Genomic DNA, 21,446 nt, shown 5'->3' on the forward strand with positions numbered 1-21,446 from the left:
CACACATGCGGTCATGTGAGGTTCAGGCGGGCGGTGGGCCCGTTGGTGGTCAGCCCGTTGGGCTCGCCGGCGGGCAGCACGAGCGCGGTCACCGGTAGGTCGGCCAGGGCCTGGAGGACCGGGGCCACGGCGTCGTCCGGGACCAGGGCGAACAGGCAGCCGCCGTGCCCGGAGCCGCTGAGCTTGGCACCGAACGCGCCTGCCGTGACGACCCGTTGCGCGCATGCGTCGATCAGCCCGGTCGAGCAGTGCACCCTGTCCCGCAGCAGGCCGTGGTAGGCGCTGACGAGCCTTCCGACCTCCCGCAGGTCCACACTCTGGGCGGTGAGCGCGTTGGTGAGCGCGTCGACCAGCAGCGGGGCCTCGCGGACATAGACGAGCATGTCCGCCTCCCCGGCCTGGTAGCGGTCACGCTTGGAGGCCAGCACAGTCTTGGTGGTGCGTCGCTTGCGGGTATCGATCAGGACCACGGGGACGCCGAGGGTTGGGGCCAGGCGCCGGGCGGCGGGGACCTGGCCGGCGTCCACGCGGTTGACGCCGCCGTGCGCGCAGGCCAGGAAGTCCATCCACCCAGCCCCCGATCCGAGTTCGCCGGTCTCGGCGGCCCGGGCGAGGCGGCAGGCCGCGTCCAGGTCGAGCGCGGCCCCGCTCAGGCCGTCCAGCGCGGCCACGGCCGCCAGGGTCAGGGCGGCGCTGGAGGACAGCCCGGCCGAGACCGGCAGGTCCGTGGTGGCGGTGAGCACGGTCCCGGCGATCCGGCTGGCGTCTCGCAGGGTGACCCGGGCGGCGGCCTGCAGGTGGTCGAGCACGTCGCCGTCGTAATGCCGCTCGGCGGCCCGCTGGGCGGGCAGCAGGCGGCTGCGGTCCAGGGGCGAGCCCGAGGCCAGGGCCAGGCTCTCGCCTGCGGCTCGCCAGGCGGTGACCCTGGTGCGAAGCGGGACGGCCGCGACGACGGAGGAGCCGCCGGTCATCCAGTCCAGCGACTCGCCTGCCAGGCACAGCCGCCCCGGCGCGGAGGCCGTCACCACCCTGGAGGGCGCCACGGCGGTCACCGCCGGGTCTCCGGCAGGACCTGGACGCAGGTGCGGCAGGCCGGGGAGGCCGACCAGTCCGCGAGCGCGTGCCGGGCCCGCCAGTCGGCCATCACACCGCTGTGGAACAGCTCGGCCAGGCTCGCGTCGCGCACGTTTCCTACGACGTACTCCCGGTGCTGGGCGCCCTCCGGGACCACGTTGCAGCACATCTTCAGCTCGCCCCGGTAGGTCACGCTCAGCGAGGTGGCGGTCATCTGGCACGGCGCCGTCCGCTGTCGGCCGGCCTGCAGAACCGCCGCGGTGCCGCCCCGGTCGTTGTAGGTGCCGATCGCCGGACGGATGATTTCGACGTGCATGCCGCTGTCCGCGTCGGTCCAGGACGCGGACAGGCCCTGGCGGACCTCGGAGAACGTCCAGTCGAACCGGATGTCCAGCAGCTTCTTCAGTGCCAGGTAGTGCCGCAGGTCGTCGTAGGTCGGCAGGGTGGTGGCCCGGTGCGGGTAGCGGGTGACGCGCACGTACTTCACGCCGTCCTTGGCCATCAGCTCCAGGACGTTGCGGTCGAACAGGTCGCCGTTGGTGTAGATCGCGGGCTTCGCGCCGGGCACGTCGGCCAGCACCCGGGCGATCTCCTTGGCCAGGCGGGGGTTGGCCAGCGGCTCGTTGTAGTTGTGGAAGGCGAAGAACCCGGCGAAGCCGGCCTCGCCGAGCTCGGCAGTGATCTTCGTGAAGACCTGCCAGTCCATCAGCTCCTGGCTGCGGCGAGCGTCGGTGTGCCCGTTGGGGCACCAGTCGCAGGTGCGGTTGCAGTACTTGGAGGTCTCCACCTCCACGTACTTCACGCTCGCCAGCGGACGGGCCAGCGGCACGGGCCGGGCCTGCGGCGGTACCACCGGCAGTAACGCGCCGGTCGGGATGTTCTGTTCGGTCACAGCTGTCCTCCCCATATGAGCGGATCGTGCTGGAGTTTGGGACCCACTAGGCCAGGCCGCGAGACACCTTCGGTACGACCGGCCCGGGCTAGTGCTGTCGGGGCCGGTCAGCGCGTGCTCGGGGTCGGCCCGGGCGCCGAGGCCCCGCGCAGGAGGTCGCCGACCGGGACGGTGTTGTTTGGGTCGCACAGGGACCGGACGGCATCCCGCAGGCGGACCGGGTCGGCTCCCAGCTTCAGGACGGCCGCGTCCACCAGGGCGTGGGCCAAGGACGCCTGGAGATGGGCCTCGCAGCTGTGGTCGGCGATGGCCACGGCGACCTCCTCCAGGGAGGTCAGGGCCTTGCGTCGCATGGTCTGCCCGGGCGGCTGGCCATAGGTCGTGGTCACCATGAGCTGCCGGCTCTGGGCGTCGAAGGCGATGCTGAACGGCAGGTCGCCCCGGTTCGGCTCGGACACGGTTCCTCCTGGGTAGGGCAGGCAGCAGCGAATCTGCTTGCCGGTCGGTGTCGGGGTGACGTGCCAGCCCGGGGCGAGGCAGTCGAGCAGGAACAGGCCCCTGCCCTTCTCCGCCTCGCCGTTGTCGGGGGCGAGGCCAGAGCGGCGAGGTCGGCGCTGCGGCTCGGGGTCGTGGCAGTTGACGTGCACTCCCTGCGGGCCGGCCTCGGCCTCCACCACCAGCGGGACGAAGTCCCCACAGGCCCGGACCGAGTTGCCCACGAGCTCGGACACCACCAGCTGGGCGCTGTCCACGACGCCGGGATCGACCCCGGCTCCGCTCAGCGTCTTGTCCGTCAACTCCCGCACCCGGCGCAGGTTCCTCTGGCAGGCGTTCATGTGCGCCGTGAACCCGGAGTGCCTGACCTGGAGATAGAACCCGGCCTCAGTCGCCGCCGGGTCCGCCGCCGTGAGCATGGCACCTCCTATCTGCGGGCTCGCGTCCGCGCAGCATCGGATCAAGTAGCGCTGAACAGAAATAAGCTGACTGCTAGTTAGCGCCTTTCCACAGAGGATGGACCCATTCCCGTCATGGGCGCAAGGTTTCTACCTGAATGAGTGAAGCGGTGGGTAGCGAACCCTCGTCTTGCGCACCGGGTCAGTGCCAGACTTCCCATATGTCGAACTCGCCTCTGGCTCCAACCGTCCGGCGCCGCCAACTCGGCAAGGCACTGCGGCGCCTGCGCAACAAGGCCGGCCTCACGCTCGACGACGCGGCCGAAGGAATGGGCTGGAAGGCCCCGAAGATGTCGAAGATCGAGAACGCCACCCAGTCGATCCGACCAGCCGAGGTCGCCGAACTGCTCAAGACCTACGGCGTCAGCGACCCGGACGTCTTCACCGCACTGGAGAGCCTGGCCAAGGACGCGGGCAAGCGCGGCTGGTGGCAGACCTACAGCGGGGTCCTGGCTCCGGCCTACGCTGACTACATCTCCCTGGAAGCCGACGCCGAGAGCATCCGCTTCTACGCGCCTGGCCTCATCCCCGGCCTGCTGCAGAGCGCCGCCTATGCCCGCGAGACCATCGCCGCCCACGCCACCAGCCGAACTCCCGAAGAAGTCACTGCTCTTGCCGAGGTCAGGCATGCCCGCCAGGCCGTCCTCAGCCGCCCAGAGCGCCCGCTGCAACTGTGGGCCGTCATCCACGAAGCCGTGCTCCACCAGCGCTTCGCCGTCCGGCCGGCCACCATGCGCGAACAGCTCCAACGCCTGCGCGATGTTGCAGAGATGCCCAACGTGACCATCCAGGTCATGCCGCTCAACGCCACCCCGCACCCCGGCGGAGCCGGCGCATTCACCCTGATCGGCTTCCCTGGCCCCGTCCCTGACGTCGTTCTCTTGGAGAACCTGCTCGGCGCGTCCTACGTTGAGGACGCCGACGGCGTCAAGACCTACGCCGGCGCCTTCGAGCGAATCGTCGCAGCCGCCCTGTCGACGGACGACTCGCTCGCACTGATTGCTCAAATGGAAGAAGGAACCCGCACGTGAACGCTCCGAAGGCCGACCTCTACACCTACGACCTCTCCGGCGCCACCTGGCGCAAGGCCTCAGCGAGCGCCGGTGAGAACGAGTGCATGGAGGTCACCAACCTGCCCGGTGGAGGCCGGGCCATCCGCGACTCCAAGAACCCCGAACGCCCCGCCCTGTGCTTCACCGCCGCAGAATGGGCCGCCGCCAAGCAGGGCATCCTCGCCGGCGAGCTCTAACCCCCAAGATGCGACGGCGGCTGGCTTCCCCTGCCCATAACGGGGGAAGACGGCCGCCGAAGCATTAAAGAACTACCCTGTGTCTCAGCGCCACCACACACCGACCCGCCCGCACACGGCGGGGGACTGTACAACCGAGAGTCGGGCCGCGTGACCTCCATGACCATGTCCGATCCAGCGGCGACGGAGATGAGGTGGGTCCCGTGAAGTGCCGGCGGGCCGGTCTAGGGGCTCGTTCCGTCAGGACCGGAGTCGTCGGGGGTGTGCTCGATGTAAGCGGTGGCACTGGTGCGGGTGGCCTCGTCGACTCTGCGTAGCCGGTCGAACGCCCGTGGTGGTAGCACGGGTTCCCATTCCGTCAGTGGGCGGGCGGCCCATTCGGTGTGCTCGGCGGGGTCGAGCCGGATGGCGGCTATGTTAGCTGGGCTCAGGATGCCTCCGTCGAACACGTATCCGTGCTTGGCGGCGGGCCACGAGGGCTCGGGCGGGAGGCAGTGTATGGCCAAGAGGCGGCCGCACCGCCGGGTGAGCCCGGTTTCCTCCCTAGTCTCTCTGACGGCGGCGGTGCGGGGGGACTCCTCGTGGTCGAGGTTTCCGCCGGGGAACTGCCAGAGCTGCCTGTTGCTGACGGCTTGGTAGATCCGGGAGCGGAGGAGGAGGGGCAGGCCGTTTGCGTTCCGCAGGTACAGGCACGCGTAGGAGGTCGCTCGGGGCAGGGTCTGGACGTACTGCTCGGGTGGGAGCCATGCGCCTGCCTTGGGGTCGAGTTGGGGTGGAAAGGCCATCAGAGTGTCGTCCTCCAGTTGAGGTCGCGCAGGACGGCGACGGCCCACTGGTAGTGGCCGGTGGCCTGGATCGGCCGGTCGTCCTCCGGGTACAGGTCGCAGGAAAGGATGGCGATGACTTCGGCGTACGCGCGCAGGAGAGGGGCGCGGCTGCTAGGGACGCGTTCGGCGGCCTGGTCGAGCAGGCGTCGCCAGGTGGGGAGCCGGTCGGGGCCGTACTGGCGGTAGTAGACGCAGGCTCCGGCGATGTCGTAGAGCGGGTCACCGGTCATGGTGAAGGTGCCGAAGTCGATGACCGCGGAGACCCTTTGTGTGTCGTCGAGCAGGAGGTTATCGGGGTAGAGGTCGCCGTGGACGACGGTCTCGGGCCCGGTGTAGGCGTCGGCCAGCAGATACCGCAGTTCCTTGACTACGGAGTCGAGGCGGGGGACATCCGCGGTCAGGGCCTGGGCGACGGTGGTGAGCTTGGCGTCGAGCATTTCGGAGAGGAACGGGTGCCAGCTGAGCCCGGGTTTGGCGCCTGGTGTTCCGGGGTCGGCCAGGAGCATGCGGTGCCCGAGGCCGCCGGGCAGGGACAGGGTGCCGAGGGCTGTGACGGCGTCGAGGTAGAGGGCCTCGCATTCGGGCGAGGTCAGGTCGCTGACCTCGCCCATTGGACGTCCTGCAAGGCGCGCTTCGCGCGTGGCCAGCAGCGGTCCGTGCCGCTCGACGGAGTGGATGACGGGCAGCGCGTAGGGCATGCCATCGCGGTCGAGCCGGTCGTAAAAGCTGCTCAGGGTCTGCAGCCGGGCGGCCTGGGTGCCGTCGGGGTCGGCGTACACCTTCAGCACTTGGTCAGCGCCGAGGGAGTAGACCTTGGCTTCGGTGCCGACGGCGAGGAGATCATCGGGGCCGAGGCCATGGGCGGCCAGGAGCTGTTGCTCGGCCTGGGCGGTGATGTCGCTGATGTCACGACGGTGGATCACGGGGTGGCTCCGGGGGCGGTGGCTGGTGATGATGAGGTCGTCGACCTCTGCACTGGCGACGGCCGAGGCTTCGAAGGAGCACGGGATGCGGCCAGGTTCGCCCGCCAGCTCACAGCCCGATGGCGGACTTCGGCCCCATATACGCCCCGGCTCCGGGAAACCCGTTCTGGCACAACTCTACGAACTGGTTGCTGAATCCGAGGGCCGGCAGGTTCTCCAGCGCAACGAATTCGACACCTCGGATCGGCCGTGTGTCCGCATCCTCCTTAACGGACCCGATCTCCCCGCCCACGAGGCGGACCTCGAACGTGATGTGCAGGACACCAGCATCAGTGTTGTCACACACATACAGCAGCCGGCCCACTTCCACGTCGGCGCCGGTCTCCTCACGCATTTCCCTGACCAGTGCCTGCTCCAGCGTTTCGCCGTCCTCGGCTTTACCTCCGGGCAAGGACCAGTTTCTGGGCCCTTCGGTGTCCTGGTCCAGCACCAGAAGCCTGCCTTGCTGCATGACGATGCCGGTCACGCGTGTATCCATCCGCCGACGATATCGGACGGTCGTCTGCAGAGCGGGCGGCCCTGGCGCACCGCCGCAGATCCGAACGACGCTCCGGACGGTCACCCGTCCGTGCTGGCGGCGATGATGGCTCGTCTCGGAGGCGCTACGAAGCTGGTGAATCTGGTCGGTGTCTGCCGTTCTGCACGGTATCTATCTCGCACACACCGGAGTCCTCACCCCGGACATCGAGACCCTCGCAGCGAGACTCGGCCCCTGCGATCCGCCGGGCGAAGCGATGTCCTGGACACCGTGGACCGGGCACTATCAGGGCCATGACACATACCGCCCGTCCAGGTCTCCAGTCCGCGTGGACGATGACTCCCGCTCCGTACGACGACCCGGGAGTTCAACAGCTTCTGCTGGGGCTTCACGACGAACAGCGCTCGATGTACGGCTTCGCTGACGATCCTGACGATCCTGCCGATACCCCCGTCTCCCAGTTCGCGCCCCCGCGCGGGCTGTTCCTGCTGGTGCAAGACGAAGAAGGCCACGCGCTCGGGTGCGGCGGGTGGCGATTCCTGGGCACGCAGACCGCCGAGATCAAACGGATGTACGTCCGCCCCGAAGCCCGCGCCCAGTCCTTGGGACGGGAGATCCTGCTGCGTCTGGAAGCCGACGCGAAACTCAGGGGCGCCACGTCCACGCAGTTGGAGACCGGCGTCGCCAACACCGCGGCCCTGGCGCTCTACCGCGCTCAGGGATACGTGCCGATCACCTCGTACCGGCCCGACAGAATCCCTGACGTCAACCGAGCGCTTCGCAAGGATCTGTAAGACGCTGCAGCGTCCGCCGGGGCGGCTCTGGTCGACTCGCCCGCCGGCAACGACGGCATCCGCCCGTGGGCTGACGATGAGGAGGGGACCGCCCGGTGGGACACGATCAAGATGGCCGGTCGCCGACGTACTCACCCGTTCGAGGGACAGCATTCGTGAGCCGATGGGGGCAGGCTCAGCAGGACACAGCGAAAGCGGGAATGGCGAGATCGGGGTATGCAGCATGGACGATGAACGCGGGCCCGTCGTGGCCGCCTACACGCGGGCACCTTCATGCGCGCGGTGTCGCGCCCCGGGCCGCACCTCCGGTCACGGGCCCGGCACCGGGCCATCGTTGGCGCCCGTGGCGAGCGAGCGGGACCAGGCGGTGGTGCGCTGCGCGGTCAGCAAGACCGCCGCGAGGGTACCGGCCTCGGTGATCCGGCCGTCGCCGCACATCGCCACCGCCTGCTCCAGCGCGACCCAGCGCAGCTCCATGTCGGCCTCGCTCGCGTCCCGGTGGTGCTCGCCGGTGTTCAGGCCCCGGGCGAGGTAGAGGTGCTCACGGGTACGTGCGCCGGCGGGCATGCGCCACATCATCGTCAGCAGCTCGACCTCGGCGGCGCGGATGCCGGCCTCCTCGTCCAGTTCTCGGTGCGCGGCCGCCAGCGGGTTCTCGCCGGGCTCGCATCCGCCACCGGGGCACATCAGCAGCCGCTGACCGCACACGTAGACGTTCTCCTCCACCAGGGCAATCCGGCCCCGGTCGTCGAGCGCCACGACCCGCACGCCGTCGACGGATTCCGTGTACTCGTAGGTCCCCAGGCTCTGGTCGGAGCGCCGGACCGCGTCGCGGCGCACCACCACCCGGACTCCCGTGTACTGGACGGTCGACGTAACCGTGTTCCAGCCGTCGATCATGCTGACTCCTCCTTCTGACCGTGGTGTGCCAGCAGGAGGCACAAGGTTGCTTGGTGCGGCCCCGCCCGTCCGGCGGAGCGCGGCGGGCACTCAATGGCCCGGAGTAGGCCGTGTCCGAGGGCATGAAGCCCAAGGCGGTCGTGCGGTGGTCCTGACGACGCCGGGCTCTGTGCGCGGCGGAGCCGTCCTGGTCAGGCCGGGCGGTTGGTGATGCGGAGCAGCGCCGGGGGGTGGCGGCGGCCGTTGACCTGGAGGGCGAGGTGGTAGCTGCCTGGGGCGAGGGCGGCGGTGCCGGTGGACTTCAGGGGGTGGGTTTTGGCCAGGCGCAGTGGTGCGCCCGCCTTGACGGTGGTACGGGTGAGGTGGGCGACATTCTCCCCGGCCGGGGTGCCGGGGTCGGTGCGGGTCAGGACGTACATGACGTGTACCGGGGTGTCGGTGGGGGCGGTGAGCTCGGCTTCGAAGGCGAGACCGTCGCCGAGCCGGTATTCGGTGTGGGGCAGGCGGAGGGAGCTGACGCTGACGGCAGCTTGGGGGTCGTAGCCGGTCAGGGTGTAGGCGGGTTCCCACCCGGCCTTGAGCCGGGTCTTGAGTGCCCCGCGGGTGATGAAGGCGAGTTCCTTGACCGTGGCTCGTCCTTCGGTGCGCCACCTGGTCAGAGTGGCGAGGACTTGTTCGGGGTGGGTGCGGGCGATGTCGCGTAGGTGGTTGGCGACCGACGTGGTCACGAAGCGGCTGCTGTCGGCGTACAGCACGTCGAGCAGCGGAAGAGCGGTGTCGACGGGCAGGCTGGCGCCAACGGACCAGGGCAGGTGAGGGCGGAGGGCCTCGCTGGCCAGCCGCCGCACCCGGTGATCGGAGGCGGCGGCCCACGTGGTGGCGACAGCCAGTGTCTGCTCGGGGTAGGTGCTGAGGAAGGTGTGGACGGCGTCCTCGGCGGAGAAGTACGGGGTGAGGGCGGCGAGCGCGGCGAAGGACTGGTTGAGGTAGTCCGTGTGGAGGTGGTGGGCGGCGACGTAGGCGGAGTGCGGGGCGTAGATGTACAGGCCGAAGTCGGTGTCCGCGCCGGCGGCCTCCGGGGAGGCCGGCAGAGAGCGCAGCACGGTGTCGAGGGCGGCTGGCCCGGTGACGGGCAGGTGTTGGTGAAGGCCTTCGGCGGTGCGGGCGATGCGGGCCTTGAGTTCCAGGCGGGGGAGGTCGGCGGTGACCTGGGCGGTGAAAGAGGCGGCGTCGAAGCCGAGGCAGGCTGCCTGCATCTCGCGCCCGATCCGGGCGATCCGGTCCGGGTTCAATGCCCGGTCTTTCATGGGCACTTGGGAACTCATTCGATCACCCTAGTGCCGGTTCGATCCGGAGGCGGGCGACTCGGCGGGGATTCCCCCGTCGGAGGGACCGGGGCGGCGTGTCGGCTGGCGGACAGCGGCGCGCACCAGCAGCCGCGGGTGATGTGAGCTGTCGCAGGGGGAGGCGGTGTGCAGGACGGCGAGGTTGTCCCAGACGACCAGGTCGCCCTGCCTCCAGCGGTGGGTGTAGAGGTAACCGGGACCGGTGGTGTGGGCTAGGAGGTCGGCCAGCAGAGCCCGGCCGTCAGCCTCGGGCAGTCCCTCCACGCGGGGGATGACCATGGAGCCGAGCAGGAGCGCGCGGGCACCGGTGGAGGGGTGGACGGGGGCGAGCGGGTGGGTGACCACGGGTAGTTGGGCGAAGGCGCCGGCCTGGGTGGAGGAGAGGCCGTCGGCGGCGTCGGCCTGCTGCGCCGCGAGGTGCTGGACGGAGTGGACGGCGCTCAGGTCGTCGACCTGGGCCCGGAGGCTCGCCGGCAGGTCGGCGTAGGCGCGGGTGGCGTCGGCGAAACGGGTCTCGCCGCCCTCGGCGGGGGTGATGACCGAGTACAGCAGGGTGGCGGCGGTCAACTGCGGCTTGAAGCTGTTGTCGGCGTGCCACTCCTCCTCCTGGTCGCCGTCGTAGATGCCGATCGGCATGCCGTCTTGGTGGATGTTGGAGATGACGGTGAGGCCGGGGAAGCCGGGGACGGTGTAGCGGCGGTCGGTGGCGGTGTCGACGGTGCCGAACAGGGAGGCGGCGGCGAGCAGGTCGGCGTGGTTGAGGTGCTGGTCGGGCAGGACCAGCACGCGGTGGCGGTGCAGGGCGTCGGTGAGAGCGCGCGCCGTGGCGGGGCTGGTCGTGCGGGCGAGGTCGGTCTCGACGCGGGCGCCGAATCCGCCGGGCAGCGGGGTGATCGCCAGGTCCATCGTGCCTCCGGAGGGCAGGGGCCGGGTCAGAACTGCGGGGACTGGAGGAACGGGGTGATGTCGCGCAGTCCGGTGGAGGCGGCGCACAGCCGCTCGATGCCGATGCCGAGGCCGGCGGTGTCCGCGGGTACGGCCCCGGCCTCGACGGCTTCCTGGGCGAGCTGCTGCTCGTCGTCGTAGAGCCCGACGGCCTTGGCCCGTTCGGTGAAGGCGCTTCGGTCCGTCTCGTCGGTGTAGCCGTGGACGAGCTCGATGCCGTCGACGATCAGCTCGAACCGCTCCAGGACGGCGGTGGCACCGGGGGACAGGCGGGCGCACGGCTCGTCGCCGCCGGTCGGGTAGTCGGTCAGGAACACCGCGCGGCCCACCGTGCCGGCCTCGAGTTCGAGGGCGATGTAGCGACCGAGGACGTCGCGGAACGGCTCACCCGCGTCCACGCCGATCCGGGCGGCCATGCGCGGGTGGAGGTCACCGATGGGCTCGGTGTGCAGGTCGATGCCGAACTCGTCGCGGACGTGGTCGGCGATCGAGAGCCGCTCGGGGGTGTAGGAGGGCAGGTGAGGGCCGACCAGGCGCCAGGCGAGGTCGATCAGGTCCTCGAAGCCGAGGTGCGCGGCGTACAGGTCGAGCATCGTGAACTCGGCGGCATGGAGGGCGTCCGGGGACTCGGGCCGGAAGCACGGGCCGATCTCGTACACCCGCGGGAGGTCTGCGCTCACGTTGACGCGCAGTGCCGGGCCGATCATCGCGCGCAGGTACCGGCCTTCGTGGAGGCCGGCGGGTATGCGGCGGCCGGGCCCGAGGTCGGCGCGGCGCGCGACGGGGGTGACGACCTCGGTGAAGCCCTCCTCGTGCAAGAGGGCCCGCAGGCCGTGCAGGACATGGGCCTTGGCGCGGATGGGACCGGACAGTGCGGACATGCATGCTTCCTTACAACTCGGTTACAGGGAAAGGGAGTTGGCGACTATAGAAGCGGCCTGGGTGGCTCGGCCTCCTCGGAGCGCCTCAAGGTAGCCGTACGCCGCCGACGCGCAGAAGACCGCGCGCATCGGGCCGTTCGGCCGGTGCGCGGCAGATGGCCGCGATTTGAGCGGCACGAAGTCGCGTTTTCCCAGGTCAGCGACAAGGTGGACGCAACGGGTACGCAACGCCCCGGCGCACCAGGCGCAACGCCACAACCCGTTGCCGGTGCCCCTGGTGCGGCCCTAGCGTGATGGCACGGCCACTCGGCGCGACGGCTTCACCAGCGCCCGGCCGGCTTCTTCGAGCCGCGCTCATTTCTGGCTCGACCATCCGATTCACCACGCGTGGCCGCGGCATGCCCGCGGCCCGAGAGGAGAGCACATGGACGACACCCTGAAGCTCGGCATGCGCCCCGGCGCGGGCGTCAAGCTCGGCATGCGGCCCGGCGCGGCCGCCGTGAAGCTCGGCATGCGCCCGGGCGTGAAGCTCGGCATGCGCCCCGGCGCCGCCGCCTGACCCCGATCGTCCTGATCGGCTGACCTGTTGGTGGGGCGGGGCGCCCCGCCCCACCAACAGCAGTTCGCGGAAGGCCAATGTCCCGTTCCAGTGCAGTGATGTCCCAAGGAGAGCAGATGGGCAGGCCCAGCCGGTGGTCGGTACGCCGGCGTGAGAAGACACCGAGGCGCACCCGGCACTCGACCGGCGCGTCCGGTCCGGTCCGGCAGGCGCTGGGCCCGAGGCTGATCGGCGAGCTGGAGGGCCTGTGCGGCGCTCCGAGTGTCGGCCTGCGGGACGTCGCGTACGACGTCGGCGCGATCGTCACGGCGGCATTCGTCGGCTCCCTGGTCGGGCACATCGTCGGGCCGCTGCTCGCGGTGCTGTACATCGGGGTGCGCCAGCGGCACCTTTCGAATCTGGCGCACGAGTGCGTCCACGCGAAACTGCTGGTCACCGCGCGCGGCAACCGCCTGGTGGGGTACCTGCTGACCGGGATGCTCGGCGAGGGGCTGCGGCCCTACCGGGCCACCCACGCGGTGCACCACGCGCAGTTGGGCAGCGGAGCCGACCCGATGTTCCAGTCGTACCGGGCCGGGCGCCTTCACACCGTCCGGGCGCCGACGAGCCGGACCGGGTTCGTACTGCGGGTGATCGTCAAGGCCGCGCTGTGGAGGCTGCCGACGTCGGCGCTGCGGGTGCTGCTGACCCGCGGCCCGCGGGAGAGCCGGTGGGCGCCGGCCGCCCGCGCGGTGCTGTGGGCGGGCGTCGCCCTCGTGTGCTGGTCCTTCGGCGTCCTCGGCGAACTACTGTTGTACTGGCTGGTCCCGCTGGTGTTCGTCCGGCCGGTGGTCACCTGGATCACCGACCTCGGCAACCACGCCGGACTGATCCAGAACCGCGACGACGTGCTGCTGCAGACCCGCGGCTGGTCCTCGCACTGGCTCACCCGGCACCTGCTCGGCGGCCACCTCGACGACATGCACCACCCGGTGCACCACTGGTGCCCCAAGATCCCCTGGCGGCGCCTGCCCGAGGCCACCGCCCTCCTCTCCGAGCGCCTGGAGCGCTTCGACGAGGTGCCGTGGTGCTCCGGCTACTTCTTCCGCCGCCGCTCCACCCCCCAGGTGCCGTGCGTGATCGAGGACATCATCACCCGCCTCACCTCCCAACCCGCACCCCAGCAGGCCGTGACCGCCGAGCGTACGGCCGCCTGACCGACCCCCTTCTTCCTGTCCACGACCGGCCTGCCGTAGTGCCGTCCGGGCGGCGCCCCCTGTCCGCCCGGGCCGTGCCGGCACCCGCCGCCGAGGAGGCGGCCACCCATGACCCAGCCTCAGTTCGCCCCGCTCGCGGGGGTGCACAGCTTCGACGACTTCACCCGGTTGCGCGAGGTCATCGTCGGCCGCGCCGACCACTACACCGCCCACGACGCCGACCCGACCTGGCGGCTGTTCTACTTCGAGAACGTCGCCCCCCACCTGCCCGAAGGCCAGCGGCAGCTGTCGATCCCGCAGCAGATCGTCGACGAGCTCAACGAGGACGTCGCCGGCTTCGCCGATGCCCTCGCCGGCTGCGGGGTGCGCGTGCTGCGCCCCTCCGCCCCGGGCAAGAACGTCCAGGTGTCCTCCCCCTGGTGGACCAGCGGCGCGACGCCGCCGCTGAACGTCCGCGACAACGCGGTCATCGTCGGGGAGACGATCGTGGAAACCGCTCCGCACATCCGGGGCCGTGTCTTCGAGAACGACCATCTCAAGCCCCACTTCAACCGCTACTTCGAGCAGGGCTCGAACTGGCTGTCCATGCCGCGCCCCGCGCTCGCCGCCGGCTCCCTCGACACCGCCTACTTCGACCAGCAGGGCATCGACGTCAATACGGCGATGGCCGACGAGGCGGCCCTGCCGATCGACGGCCTGGGCCTGGAGATGGCCTTCGACGGCGCGCAGTGCATCCGCCTGGGCCGTGACGTGCTGGTCAACGTCGCCAACCACAACCACGAGCTCGCCTACCGGTGGTTGAACCGCAACTTCCCCGACCTGCGCCTACACCGGCTGCCGGGGATCGCCGACAACCACGTCGACTCCATCGTCGTCCCGCTGCGCCCGGGCCTGATGCTGCTGCGCTCCCCGCAGTACCTGGAGTTCCTGCCGGAGGCGATGCGCGGCTGGGAGGCGATCTACCCGCCGCCGAGCACGGTGCCCGAGCAGGACTACGACGAGTTCGGGTTCGTGATCCCCACCGCGTCCCGGTACATCGACATCAACGTCCTGTCGGTGGACGAGAACACGGTGGTCGTCAACTCCCTCTACCCGGAGCTGATCGAGGTGCTGGAGCAGCGCGGCTTCACCGTCGTCCCGGTCAAGCACCGGCACCGCAGGCTCTTCGGCGGCGGGCACCACTGCTTCACCCTCGACACCGTCCGCGACGGCGGCCCCGAGGACTACCTCGCGGCCTGACGCCTGGCCCGCACCGTACACGTCCATCCGGCCGCGCCCGCGCGGCCCGAACCCGAAGGAGTACGCCATGAGCAGCAGCATTGGAGCGTGGCCCCCGCCCCGCACATTTTGGACCGACACCCTGCCCGAGAAGACCGCCAGCATGACCCGCCCGTACCTGTTCAAGGGCGTCGTCCCCGCCTCGGCGGCGAACGCCGACGCTGTCCTGGACGGCTTCGCCGCCATCCGGCGCGCCCACGCGGCCGGGGTGGAGATCACCGCGAACGCCCGGGTGTACGTGGGCGAGGAGGAACGCCCGGACCTGGTCGACACGGTGCTGTCCGCCGACGGCTGGCCGGATGACGGCTTCCCCGCATGGATGCAGAAGCAGGTCGGCGCTGAGCGGTTCAGCCTGGTCCTCAACACCCTGGAGAGCGTCAGCCCCCCGCTGGCCGAGGGCCTGGGTGAGTTCGTCGGCGCGCTGATCGACGGGTGGGGCGTCCCGGCCGGCGGCGTCGAGCTGGTCGCCTTCGTCGGCAACTACAGCGGAACCGCGTTCGGCATCCACGAGGGCTACGAGAACGCCTTCCTCACCCACTACGGGCCCGGCACCAAGGACTTCTACTGCTGGCCGGCCGAGGAGTACCGCAAGCTCACCGGCGGCAGCGACCCGCTGCTCGGCGACTACACGTGGCTCCTGGACCACGGCGAGCACTTCGCCCTGGAGCCCGGCGACGCGCTGTTCCTGCCCGAGCGTGTCTTCCACGTCGGCCGGCAGAGCGAGTTCAGCGTCTCCGTCGCCATCCCCCTCTACACCTTCCCCGACGCCGCGATCGCCCGGGGCTGGATCGCACCGGACCTGCTCGGCGCCCTGCTGGTCAGCGAGCCCGACACCGACGCCGGCAGGCCGTCCCCGATGCATCCGCTGACTGCCGGCCCCGATGAGCTCGCCCGCCGCCTGAGCGAAGTGACCGCCGCCGCGTTCACCGCCGCCGCCCAGCAGGCGCTGACCGCCGCCCAGGCGCACGCCCACCAGCGCTGGTACACCGTCCTCAGCAACGGCGGCTGGCAGCAGACCGACCACGACCTCGCCCGCGACGAGGCCGCCGCCGCGTTCGCCGCGGCCTCCCTCGTGCCTGGCACGAGCGTCGCGGTCCGCGCCCCCTACCGGCTGATGGTCACCGGCGAGCAGACGTTCCTCCGCAGCTGCGAGACGACGGCCGACCCCGCCGTCCTCACCCCCGACCTGGTCGAGCGACTCAACGACGGCACGGCCACCCTCCCCGACGACCCGCAGGTGATTGCCGCGATCCGCATGCTCGGCGCCACCGGCGGCCTGACCGTCACCACCACGCCCGAGGAGACCGAGTGACCACCACCACGCCCGCGCCCACGCTCGACACCCTGCGCGGAACCAGCCTCGTCGAGGCGTACCTGCGGGAGAACCCGGAAACCCGCAGCTACATCCACGCCACCATCCAAGGCAAGCGCAACAGCGGCGACGACCTCGTCGACAAGCACCTCAAGCCCATGATCGACACGATCTACCGGCAGATCCGCACACTGGTCGGCCTCAACACGCTCACCGTGGCCCAGGCCCGCATGTACATTGCCGAGCTCGCCGTCTTCGCCCGGCACAACGCCCAGTTCCTGCGACTGGCCGCCCAGCAGGTCTACGGCTCCTGCCCCGCCCTCGGGCACGAGTTCGACCGCAACTTCCTGGAGGAGGGCGGCGAGCCCGGCAAGGTCCCCGCCCACTACATCCTCTACACCCGCGCACTGCTCGCCGACCTCGGCCTGCTCGTCAACGGCCACGTCCCCGCCGACGAGACCGCCAAGCTGGTCCTCCAGCACCAGGTCCTCGTGAACTCCCACATGACCGGCCTCATCGCCGGCGGCTACTACGCCACCGAGGGAGTTGCCGTCGCCGAGACCGAGATCCTGCGGGACATCACCAACCGGTACGGCGAGCTGACCACCGGGGCCAGCGGCGCAGCGCTGAAGAACCTCGACTACTACTACCGGCTCCACCTCGACGAGGACCACGAGGCCGCCCAGATCGGCGGCATGAGCGTGGAAGAGGCCCACATCGAGGGCCTGGCCCGGTTCATCCGTCAGAGTGACCTCTTCCACCTCGACCTGCCGCAGACCCTGGAGGGCTTCCTGCAGATCTTCACCGCGATGGCACACTGGTGGACCCAACTGACCTACCGCGCAAGGGAATTGAACTAGTGTCTGAGACTGTCGCCACCACCGGCTCCGACCCCGAGGTCCGCTCCGGCGGCTGCCTGTGCGGGAAGATCCGCTTCACCGTCACCGGCCCGGTGGACGACCCGCACTTGTGCAACTGCGGGCACTGCGCCAAGCGCGCCGGCGCGCCGTTCCAGTGGTGGGTCGGGTTCCCGATGACCGGACTGAAGTGGATCGGCGAGGGCGGCGAGCCGACCTGGTACGACACCTACCCCGGCAAGACCGCCCGTGGCTTCTGCGGCGGATGCGGCAGCCACATCGCCGCCCGCGACTACGGTGACGACACGATCATCGGCATCCTCGTCACCGCCCTCGACCACTACGGCACCGACTCGGCCCTGGTCCCCACCAACCTCAACCGAGTCGCAGAGGCCGCCCCCTGGCTCGCCCAGTGCGACCCCCAGCCCGCTGTGGCCGGCTGACCCCGGACCCTGCGGGGGCGGCCGCGCCCGACAGCGCCCGCCCCCGCAGGCCCACACCGGGCCGTGCCGGGACCGCCTCCACCCCGCGTACCACCGCGCCCCGCACCGACCCCAGGAGGACCCGTGCGCTGCGACGTCCATGTCACCACCGAGTACGGAGCCCTGAAGCGGGTGGCCATGCGCCACGCCGGCGACTTCACCCGCCCCCTGGACGGCCCCGATGTCCACCCGGTCCTCGCCCGCCAGCAGGCCACCAGCACCTGGGCCTCCTACGATCCCGCCGCCGTCCGCGCCCAACAGGACCAGCTGATCGGTCTGTTGCGCGATCGCGGAACCGAGGTAGTCCTGCTCACCGCTGCGCCGGGCTGCTCCGCCCAGCACTACCCCCGCGACATCGCCTTCGCCGTCGACCACGTCCTGGTCTGGGCCCGCCTGAACTCCCCGCACCGCGTTCCCGAGACCGAGGCCCTCACCGACCCCGCGCTCGGACTGCGGCCCGTCGCCCTTGAGCGTGGCACGATCGAGGGCGGTGATGTCCTGCTCCCCGACACCGCCCGCGTCCTCGTCGGCCTGAGCGAGGAGACCAGCCTCGAGGGTGCGGCCGCCCTCCAGGAGGCCCTCGCCCGGCACGGCGTCGACCGCGAGGTCGTCGCCGTGCACTTCGCGGTCGAGGGGATCGTGCACCTCGACGACCACCTCGCCGTGGTCGCGCCCGGCACCGCCCTCATCCACCGCGAGGTGTTCAGCAGCGACCAGAACCGCTGGTTCGACGCCCACTTCGATGACCTCGTCCCGGTCACCGACGCCGAGGCCCGCGCGGTCCAGGTCAACGTCCTGGCCATCACGCCCGGGACGCTCGTGGTCGCCACCGGCAGCGACCGCATCGCCGCCGCCCTGGCCGCCCGCGGACTCGAGGTCCTGACCGTCGACTACGACGAGGTCACCCGCATCCCCGGCTCTCTGCGCTGCACCACCCTGCCCCTGCTGCGCACCTGACCCCCGCCCGCCTTCTCGAAGCTGCCCGCACCCGGCTCGCCCACCCCGCGCTGCCGGGCCGCTCGCGCACGCCCGCCGCCCCTCGCCGCCGTCCCCCGGAGGACCCCTGCGATGTCCAGTCCCCTCTCGCTCATACTCGTCGCCGTCCCCACCGTCGTGCTGGCCTGCCAAGCCGGAGGCTGGGCCGCCCGCCGCCTCGGCCAGCCGCCCGTCATCGGCGAGATGGCCGTCGGTATCCTCCTCGGCCCCTCCCTCCTCGGCTGGCTCGCCCCCGGCATCCAGCACGCACTACTGCCGCCTGCCGTCCTGCCATTCACCTCCGTGCTCGGCAACCTCGCTCTGCTGGTCTTCCTCTTCCTCGTCGGCCTCGAACTCGACCTGCGCTCCATGCGGGACACCCGCCGTGCCGTGGCCTCCGTCGCCGCCGGCAGCATCCTGCTGCCCCTCGTGCTGGGCGCCGGCCTCGCTAACGCGATGTACCCGGCCCTCGCACCGACCGGAGTGCAACGCCTCCCGTTCGTCCTATTCGTCGCCACCGCACTGTCCATCACGGCGTTCCCCGTCCTCGCGCGGATCCTTACCGACCGCGGCCTGGCCACCACCCGCCTGGGCACCTTCGCGCTCGCGTGCACCGCCGCAGACGACGCCCTCGCCTGGTGCCTGCTCATCGCCGTCACCTCCCTGGCCACCGCCGGTTCCCCGCTGGATGCACTCACCGCCCTCGCCCTGGCCGCCGCGCTCACCGCCGCACTCGCGGCGGCGCGCCCCCTCGTGAAGCGGATGCTGGAGCGCGCCGCCCGCACCTCCGACGACCTGGTGACGGTGCTGCTGGTTGCTGGGCTGCTCCTGGCCGCGTGGGCCACCGACCGGATCGGCGTCCACCCCGCGATCGGCGCGTTCCTGGTCGGCGCGACCGTGCCGCGCGGGGTGACGGCCGTCGAACGCAGCGCCGCCCGCCTCCAAGCGGTGGTCGTCCCGGTGCTGCTGCCCCTCTTCTTCGTCGACATCGGGCTGCACACCGACCTTGCCGCTCTCCCGGCCGGTCAGTGGGGCTGGGCGGCGCTCGTCCTGGCCGTCGCCGTGACAGGCAAGTGGGTCGGCGCCGCCGGGGCGGCCCGGCTCGCCGGCTGCGACTGGCGATGGTCGGCGCTGATGGGCACCCTGATGAACTGCCGCGGGATCACCGAGATCGTCGTCCTCGGCATCGGCCTTCAACTCGGCGTCATCTCCACAAACCTGTTCACGATCATGGTCCTCATGGCCGTCGTGACCACCGCCGCCACCGCGCCCCTGCTCGACCGACTCACCCGCAACGCCCCCGACCTCACCACCCCGGCCGCCAGCGAGCCGGTCACCGTGCTGCCCGAGGGCCCGGGGGCAGCCCGATGACCACCGCTCCCGCCGAACGGACAGCCGCCCGCGACGTCGAGACAGCGATCCGCACCCGGCGCAGCACCATCCGCCTCGCCGCGCCCGCCCCCGGCCCGGACGAACTCCTCGACCTCCTGGCGGCCGCGGCCACCGCGCCCGACCACGGGCAGCTGCGCCCCTGGCGCGTGATCGCGATCTGCGGCGCCGCCCGCGTCCGGCTCGGTGAAGCCGCCGCCGAGGCCGCACCCACCGCGGACTTGGCCGAGAGGATCGCCGCCAAACACCTGCGCGCGCCGCTGATGCTCGCCCTCGTCTTCCAGCCCCGCGACCATCCGACCATCCCACGCTGGGAGCAGCTGGCCGCGACGTCCGCAATGGCCACCACGCTGCTGCTGCTCCTCGACATCCGCGGCTGGGGCGGCATCTGGTTCGGCGGCCCGTACCCGGACGCGCCGCAAGTCCGCAAGCACCTCGGCGTCGGCGACGACGAGGTGCTTCTCGGCTACCTGTACGTCGGAACCCCCGTCCCCGGCGAGGCGCCCCGAACTCGCGTCGCCGCCGACGTCCGCTCCAAGCTCACCTGGCTCGACGACACCGCACTCTGAACCCGCTCCGTCATCGACCGGTTCGCGCCGGTCCGGCCCGACTGTGCTCAGAAGGCGTGGAGTGGGCCGCCCGCGGCGGCATCGGCCAGGCGCCGCGCCAGGCGCCGACTTTTGAGGTACTGAGTGGCCGTCTTTGCCCTCGCCAGCGACTCCTCCCACTCGGCCCGGTCGCCGCGCAGCCGCGCCAGCTCCGCACCGGTGATCAGCAACTCCACACTGTCGCGCGTTCGCTCCGGCGGCAGGCCCATCGCCACCTTCAGAGCCTCCTCGCCCTCCTCGGCCAGCCCGGCCATCGCCAACGCCCACGCAGCCTGCCCCTCCAACTCCGGGCGGTCCAGCCACGCCAGCCACCTCGGGTCCGACCCGCGCCCGGCCCGGTCGAACGCGGCACGCGCCCGCTCCACCGCCCCCCGGCACTGGCCGCCGTCACCGTTGTAGGCCCACGCCCTCGCCTCCGTCACCGCAACGTAGGCCCGCACCAGCGCCGGCGCGCCAGTCGCCGCGACCACCGCGCTGCGGGCATGGGTCAGCACCTCCCGGCCGTCACCACGCACCGCCGCCAACCGGGCCTGGTGAATGCAGCCGCGCGCCAGGCGACCGCGATCCCCGATCGCCTGCGCCAGCCGCATCGCCTGCAGGTCGTAGCGCTGGGCCAGGCCCGGCAGTTGGTCGTCGTAGGCCATGCTCGCCAGCGCGAGCACCGCGTCGGCGACGCTGCCGTACAGCAGCCGGCCACGCCCGGCGTTGAAGCCCCCTTCGAGCAGCGGAACGGTGTGAGCGGCGAGGAAGGCGGCGAACACGGAGCGGAACTGCCCGCCTCCGTGCCGGGCGTCCGTCCTGCCGTACAGGTCGGTGTGCGCGTCCAGGAGCTCGATGTCCGCCACGGTCACCCGCCGCTGCCCGCGCCTGGCAATCTCCGTGTCAGGCCGCATCACCAGAGCCTCGACCGCGGATGGCGTCGCCGCGAAGGGCATCCTCCGTACCGCTGCACTCCTGGGCATGGCGTCCATCTGCCACAGCCGCCGCAGCATCCGCACCGCATGCTTCAGATCGCCGTACTGGAGCGCCTGTTCGGCGACATCCATGTCCTCGGACGGCCACCCCAAGCTCTCAGGAGTCACCTGGCGCTTGCACGCCCGGCTCAGGACGTAGCACGCCGCAGCCGCCAGATCCGGCCCCGGCTCCGCGCCGGCGAACCATCGCGACACCGTGCTCTTGCTTACAGACCGGGGATGGCCGGTAGCCGCACAGCGCTCGCGGATCCTCGTGGCGAACCCTGACATCGACCACTTGAGCTCCTCCAGCACGATCCGTTCGAGATCGACGTTCTTCTTCGATGCGCCGCGCACTGACGCCGCCCCGCTCACGCGACTGTCCCCGGGATCTGGGTGGCCGTCAGTCCACGCATGCCGACCCCGGACCGGCTGGGCGAGGGTCCTCTTGCGGTGGCGCCGGGAACCCTGGGCGCTGCGGTACGCGCCCGCCCCGCCTCTGATACCGCGCTTGC

The 21,446-nt window shown here is 71.1% G+C and carries 23 protein-coding genes; 12 read left to right on the top strand and 11 right to left on the bottom strand.

The features are described 5' to 3' along the window. Positions 1 to 11: 11 nt before the first annotated feature. From ACZ68L_RS35645 to ACZ68L_RS35655, 3 genes are all read right to left on the bottom strand, one after another. Positions 12 to 1,052: a mevalonate kinase family protein gene (locus tag ACZ68L_RS35645; RefSeq protein ID WP_469585758.1), complete on the bottom strand. Its 1,041-nt coding sequence runs from the start codon at positions 1,050 to 1,052 to the stop codon at positions 12 to 14. After that, the gene (locus ACZ68L_RS35650) at positions 1,049 to 1,966 is read right to left on the bottom strand and encodes a radical SAM/SPASM domain-containing protein (protein ID WP_469585761.1); all 918 of its coding nucleotides are present in this window, start codon (positions 1,964 to 1,966) and stop codon (positions 1,049 to 1,051) included. Before ACZ68L_RS35650 ends, ACZ68L_RS35645 begins: the two co-directional genes overlap by 4 nt. Before the next feature lie 107 nt (positions 1,967 to 2,073). Continuing rightward, the gene (locus ACZ68L_RS35655; RefSeq protein WP_469585765.1) at positions 2,074 to 2,880 is read right to left on the bottom strand and encodes an ATP-binding protein; all 807 of its coding nucleotides are present in this window, start codon (positions 2,878 to 2,880) and stop codon (positions 2,074 to 2,076) included. 200 nt (positions 2,881 to 3,080) lie between these two features. Between ACZ68L_RS35655 and ACZ68L_RS35660 the strand changes: the two genes are divergently transcribed. Next, a complete protein-coding gene (locus ACZ68L_RS35660) occupies positions 3,081 to 3,950 on the top strand; it encodes a helix-turn-helix domain-containing protein (protein WP_469585768.1) in 870 nt (289 codons plus the stop codon). Continuing rightward, entirely contained in the window at positions 3,947 to 4,168 is a 222-nt protein-coding gene (locus tag ACZ68L_RS35665) for a DUF397 domain-containing protein (RefSeq protein ID WP_469585772.1), read from the top strand. The genes ACZ68L_RS35660 and ACZ68L_RS35665 overlap by 4 nt, the downstream gene beginning before the upstream one ends. Before the next feature lie 224 nt (positions 4,169 to 4,392). On the opposite strand, the gene ACZ68L_RS35670 is transcribed toward ACZ68L_RS35665, so the two are convergent. The 3 genes from ACZ68L_RS35670 to ACZ68L_RS35680 form a co-directional block, all read right to left on the bottom strand. Continuing rightward, positions 4,393 to 4,953, bottom strand: a complete 561-nt coding sequence (locus tag ACZ68L_RS35670) for an NUDIX domain-containing protein (RefSeq protein WP_469585775.1) — start codon at positions 4,951 to 4,953, stop codon at positions 4,393 to 4,395. Continuing rightward, positions 4,953 to 5,918, bottom strand: a complete 966-nt coding sequence (locus ACZ68L_RS35675; RefSeq protein ID WP_469585777.1) for a phosphotransferase family protein — start codon at positions 5,916 to 5,918, stop codon at positions 4,953 to 4,955. The genes ACZ68L_RS35670 and ACZ68L_RS35675 overlap by 1 nt, the downstream gene beginning before the upstream one ends. Positions 5,919 to 6,027: 109 nt before the next feature. Then, positions 6,028 to 6,444, bottom strand: coding sequence for an NUDIX domain-containing protein (locus tag ACZ68L_RS35680; protein WP_469585780.1), 417 nt, complete (start codon positions 6,442 to 6,444; stop codon positions 6,028 to 6,030). A gap of 305 nt (positions 6,445 to 6,749) precedes the next feature. Between ACZ68L_RS35680 and ACZ68L_RS35685 the strand changes: the two genes are divergently transcribed. Further along, the gene (locus tag ACZ68L_RS35685; RefSeq protein ID WP_469585782.1) at positions 6,750 to 7,250 is read left to right on the top strand and encodes a GNAT family N-acetyltransferase; all 501 of its coding nucleotides are present in this window, start codon (positions 6,750 to 6,752) and stop codon (positions 7,248 to 7,250) included. A 309-nt stretch (positions 7,251 to 7,559) separates the two neighbouring features. On the opposite strand, the gene ACZ68L_RS35690 is transcribed toward ACZ68L_RS35685, so the two are convergent. The 4 genes from ACZ68L_RS35690 to ACZ68L_RS35705 form a co-directional block, all read right to left on the bottom strand. Beyond that, complete coding sequence (locus tag ACZ68L_RS35690) at positions 7,560 to 8,150, bottom strand: NUDIX domain-containing protein (RefSeq protein WP_469585783.1); 591 nt, start codon at positions 8,148 to 8,150, stop codon at positions 7,560 to 7,562. A gap of 191 nt (positions 8,151 to 8,341) precedes the next feature. Further along, positions 8,342 to 9,475 (bottom strand): hypothetical protein, encoded by a 1,134-nt coding sequence (locus ACZ68L_RS35695; RefSeq protein ID WP_469585785.1) that lies wholly within the window; start codon positions 9,473 to 9,475, stop codon positions 8,342 to 8,344. A 9-nt stretch (positions 9,476 to 9,484) separates the two neighbouring features. After that, a complete protein-coding gene (locus ACZ68L_RS35700; RefSeq protein WP_469585787.1) occupies positions 9,485 to 10,402 on the bottom strand; it encodes a TauD/TfdA dioxygenase family protein in 918 nt (305 codons plus the stop codon). A gap of 26 nt (positions 10,403 to 10,428) precedes the next feature. After that, complete coding sequence (locus ACZ68L_RS35705; protein WP_469585789.1) at positions 10,429 to 11,322, bottom strand: amino acid--tRNA ligase-related protein; 894 nt, start codon at positions 11,320 to 11,322, stop codon at positions 10,429 to 10,431. Between the two features lie 424 nt (positions 11,323 to 11,746). Between ACZ68L_RS35705 and ACZ68L_RS35710 the strand changes: the two genes are divergently transcribed. From ACZ68L_RS35710 to ACZ68L_RS35750, 9 genes are all read left to right on the top strand, one after another. After that, positions 11,747 to 11,881, top strand: a complete 135-nt coding sequence (locus ACZ68L_RS35710) for a hypothetical protein (RefSeq protein WP_469585791.1) — start codon at positions 11,747 to 11,749, stop codon at positions 11,879 to 11,881. A 116-nt stretch (positions 11,882 to 11,997) separates the two neighbouring features. Beyond that, on the top strand, positions 11,998 to 13,077 hold the full coding sequence (locus tag ACZ68L_RS35715; RefSeq protein ID WP_469585793.1) for a fatty acid desaturase family protein: 1,080 nt from the start codon (positions 11,998 to 12,000) through the stop codon (positions 13,075 to 13,077). Positions 13,078 to 13,185: 108 nt separating this feature from the next. Beyond that, positions 13,186 to 14,316, top strand: a complete 1,131-nt coding sequence (locus ACZ68L_RS35720) for an inosamine-phosphate amidinotransferase 1 (protein ID WP_469585795.1) — start codon at positions 13,186 to 13,188, stop codon at positions 14,314 to 14,316. Between the two features lie 67 nt (positions 14,317 to 14,383). Beyond that, positions 14,384 to 15,667 (top strand): hypothetical protein, encoded by a 1,284-nt coding sequence (locus ACZ68L_RS35725; RefSeq protein WP_469585797.1) that lies wholly within the window; start codon positions 14,384 to 14,386, stop codon positions 15,665 to 15,667. Further along, complete coding sequence (locus ACZ68L_RS35730) at positions 15,664 to 16,527, top strand: DUF3865 domain-containing protein (protein WP_469585800.1); 864 nt, start codon at positions 15,664 to 15,666, stop codon at positions 16,525 to 16,527. Before ACZ68L_RS35725 ends, ACZ68L_RS35730 begins: the two co-directional genes overlap by 4 nt. After that, entirely contained in the window at positions 16,527 to 16,967 is a 441-nt protein-coding gene (locus tag ACZ68L_RS35735) for a GFA family protein (RefSeq protein WP_469585803.1), read from the top strand. The genes ACZ68L_RS35730 and ACZ68L_RS35735 overlap by 1 nt, the downstream gene beginning before the upstream one ends. Positions 16,968 to 17,090: 123 nt before the next feature. Next, the gene (locus tag ACZ68L_RS35740; protein WP_469585806.1) at positions 17,091 to 17,963 is read left to right on the top strand and encodes a dimethylarginine dimethylaminohydrolase family protein; all 873 of its coding nucleotides are present in this window, start codon (positions 17,091 to 17,093) and stop codon (positions 17,961 to 17,963) included. A 111-nt stretch (positions 17,964 to 18,074) separates the two neighbouring features. Next, positions 18,075 to 19,352, top strand: a complete 1,278-nt coding sequence (locus tag ACZ68L_RS35745; RefSeq protein ID WP_469585809.1) for a cation:proton antiporter — start codon at positions 18,075 to 18,077, stop codon at positions 19,350 to 19,352. After that, on the top strand, positions 19,349 to 19,939 hold the full coding sequence (locus ACZ68L_RS35750) for a nitroreductase family protein (protein WP_469585812.1): 591 nt from the start codon (positions 19,349 to 19,351) through the stop codon (positions 19,937 to 19,939). Before ACZ68L_RS35745 ends, ACZ68L_RS35750 begins: the two co-directional genes overlap by 4 nt. Positions 19,940 to 19,986: 47 nt before the next feature. Here the strand turns inward: ACZ68L_RS35750 and ACZ68L_RS35755 are convergent, their stop codons facing one another. Continuing rightward, complete coding sequence (locus tag ACZ68L_RS35755) at positions 19,987 to 21,288, bottom strand: transcriptional regulator (RefSeq protein WP_469585814.1); 1,302 nt, start codon at positions 21,286 to 21,288, stop codon at positions 19,987 to 19,989. Between the last annotated feature and the right edge of the window lie 158 nt (positions 21,289 to 21,446).

Source organism: Streptomyces sp. NPDC104309 (assembly GCF_055584025.1).

Bases quoted from the DNA above. Each gene is read 5' to 3' on its own strand.
- ACZ68L_RS35655 (WP_469585765.1), bottom strand. From the start codon at position 2,880: ATGCTCACGGCGGCGGACCCGGCGGCGACTGAGGCCGGGTTCTATCTC.
- ACZ68L_RS35660 (WP_469585768.1), top strand. From the start codon at position 3,081: ATGTCGAACTCGCCTCTGGCTCCAACCGTCCGGCGCCGCCAACTCGGC.
- ACZ68L_RS35670 (WP_469585775.1), bottom strand. From the start codon at position 4,953: ATGGCCTTTCCACCCCAACTCGACCCCAAGGCAGGCGCATGGCTCCCA.
- ACZ68L_RS35685 (WP_469585782.1), top strand. From the start codon at position 6,750: ATGACACATACCGCCCGTCCAGGTCTCCAGTCCGCGTGGACGATGACT.
- ACZ68L_RS35690 (WP_469585783.1), bottom strand. From the start codon at position 8,150: ATGATCGACGGCTGGAACACGGTTACGTCGACCGTCCAGTACACGGGA.
- ACZ68L_RS35695 (WP_469585785.1), bottom strand. From the start codon at position 9,475: ATGAGTTCCCAAGTGCCCATGAAAGACCGGGCATTGAACCCGGACCGG.
- ACZ68L_RS35700 (WP_469585787.1), bottom strand. From the start codon at position 10,402: ATGGACCTGGCGATCACCCCGCTGCCCGGCGGATTCGGCGCCCGCGTC.
- ACZ68L_RS35705 (WP_469585789.1), bottom strand. From the start codon at position 11,322: ATGTCCGCACTGTCCGGTCCCATCCGCGCCAAGGCCCATGTCCTGCAC.
- ACZ68L_RS35710 (WP_469585791.1), top strand. From the start codon at position 11,747: ATGGACGACACCCTGAAGCTCGGCATGCGCCCCGGCGCGGGCGTCAAG.
- ACZ68L_RS35715 (WP_469585793.1), top strand. From the start codon at position 11,998: ATGGGCAGGCCCAGCCGGTGGTCGGTACGCCGGCGTGAGAAGACACCG.
- ACZ68L_RS35720 (WP_469585795.1), top strand. From the start codon at position 13,186: ATGACCCAGCCTCAGTTCGCCCCGCTCGCGGGGGTGCACAGCTTCGAC.
- ACZ68L_RS35725 (WP_469585797.1), top strand. From the start codon at position 14,384: ATGAGCAGCAGCATTGGAGCGTGGCCCCCGCCCCGCACATTTTGGACC.
- ACZ68L_RS35745 (WP_469585809.1), top strand. From the start codon at position 18,075: ATGTCCAGTCCCCTCTCGCTCATACTCGTCGCCGTCCCCACCGTCGTG.
- ACZ68L_RS35750 (WP_469585812.1), top strand. From the start codon at position 19,349: ATGACCACCGCTCCCGCCGAACGGACAGCCGCCCGCGACGTCGAGACA.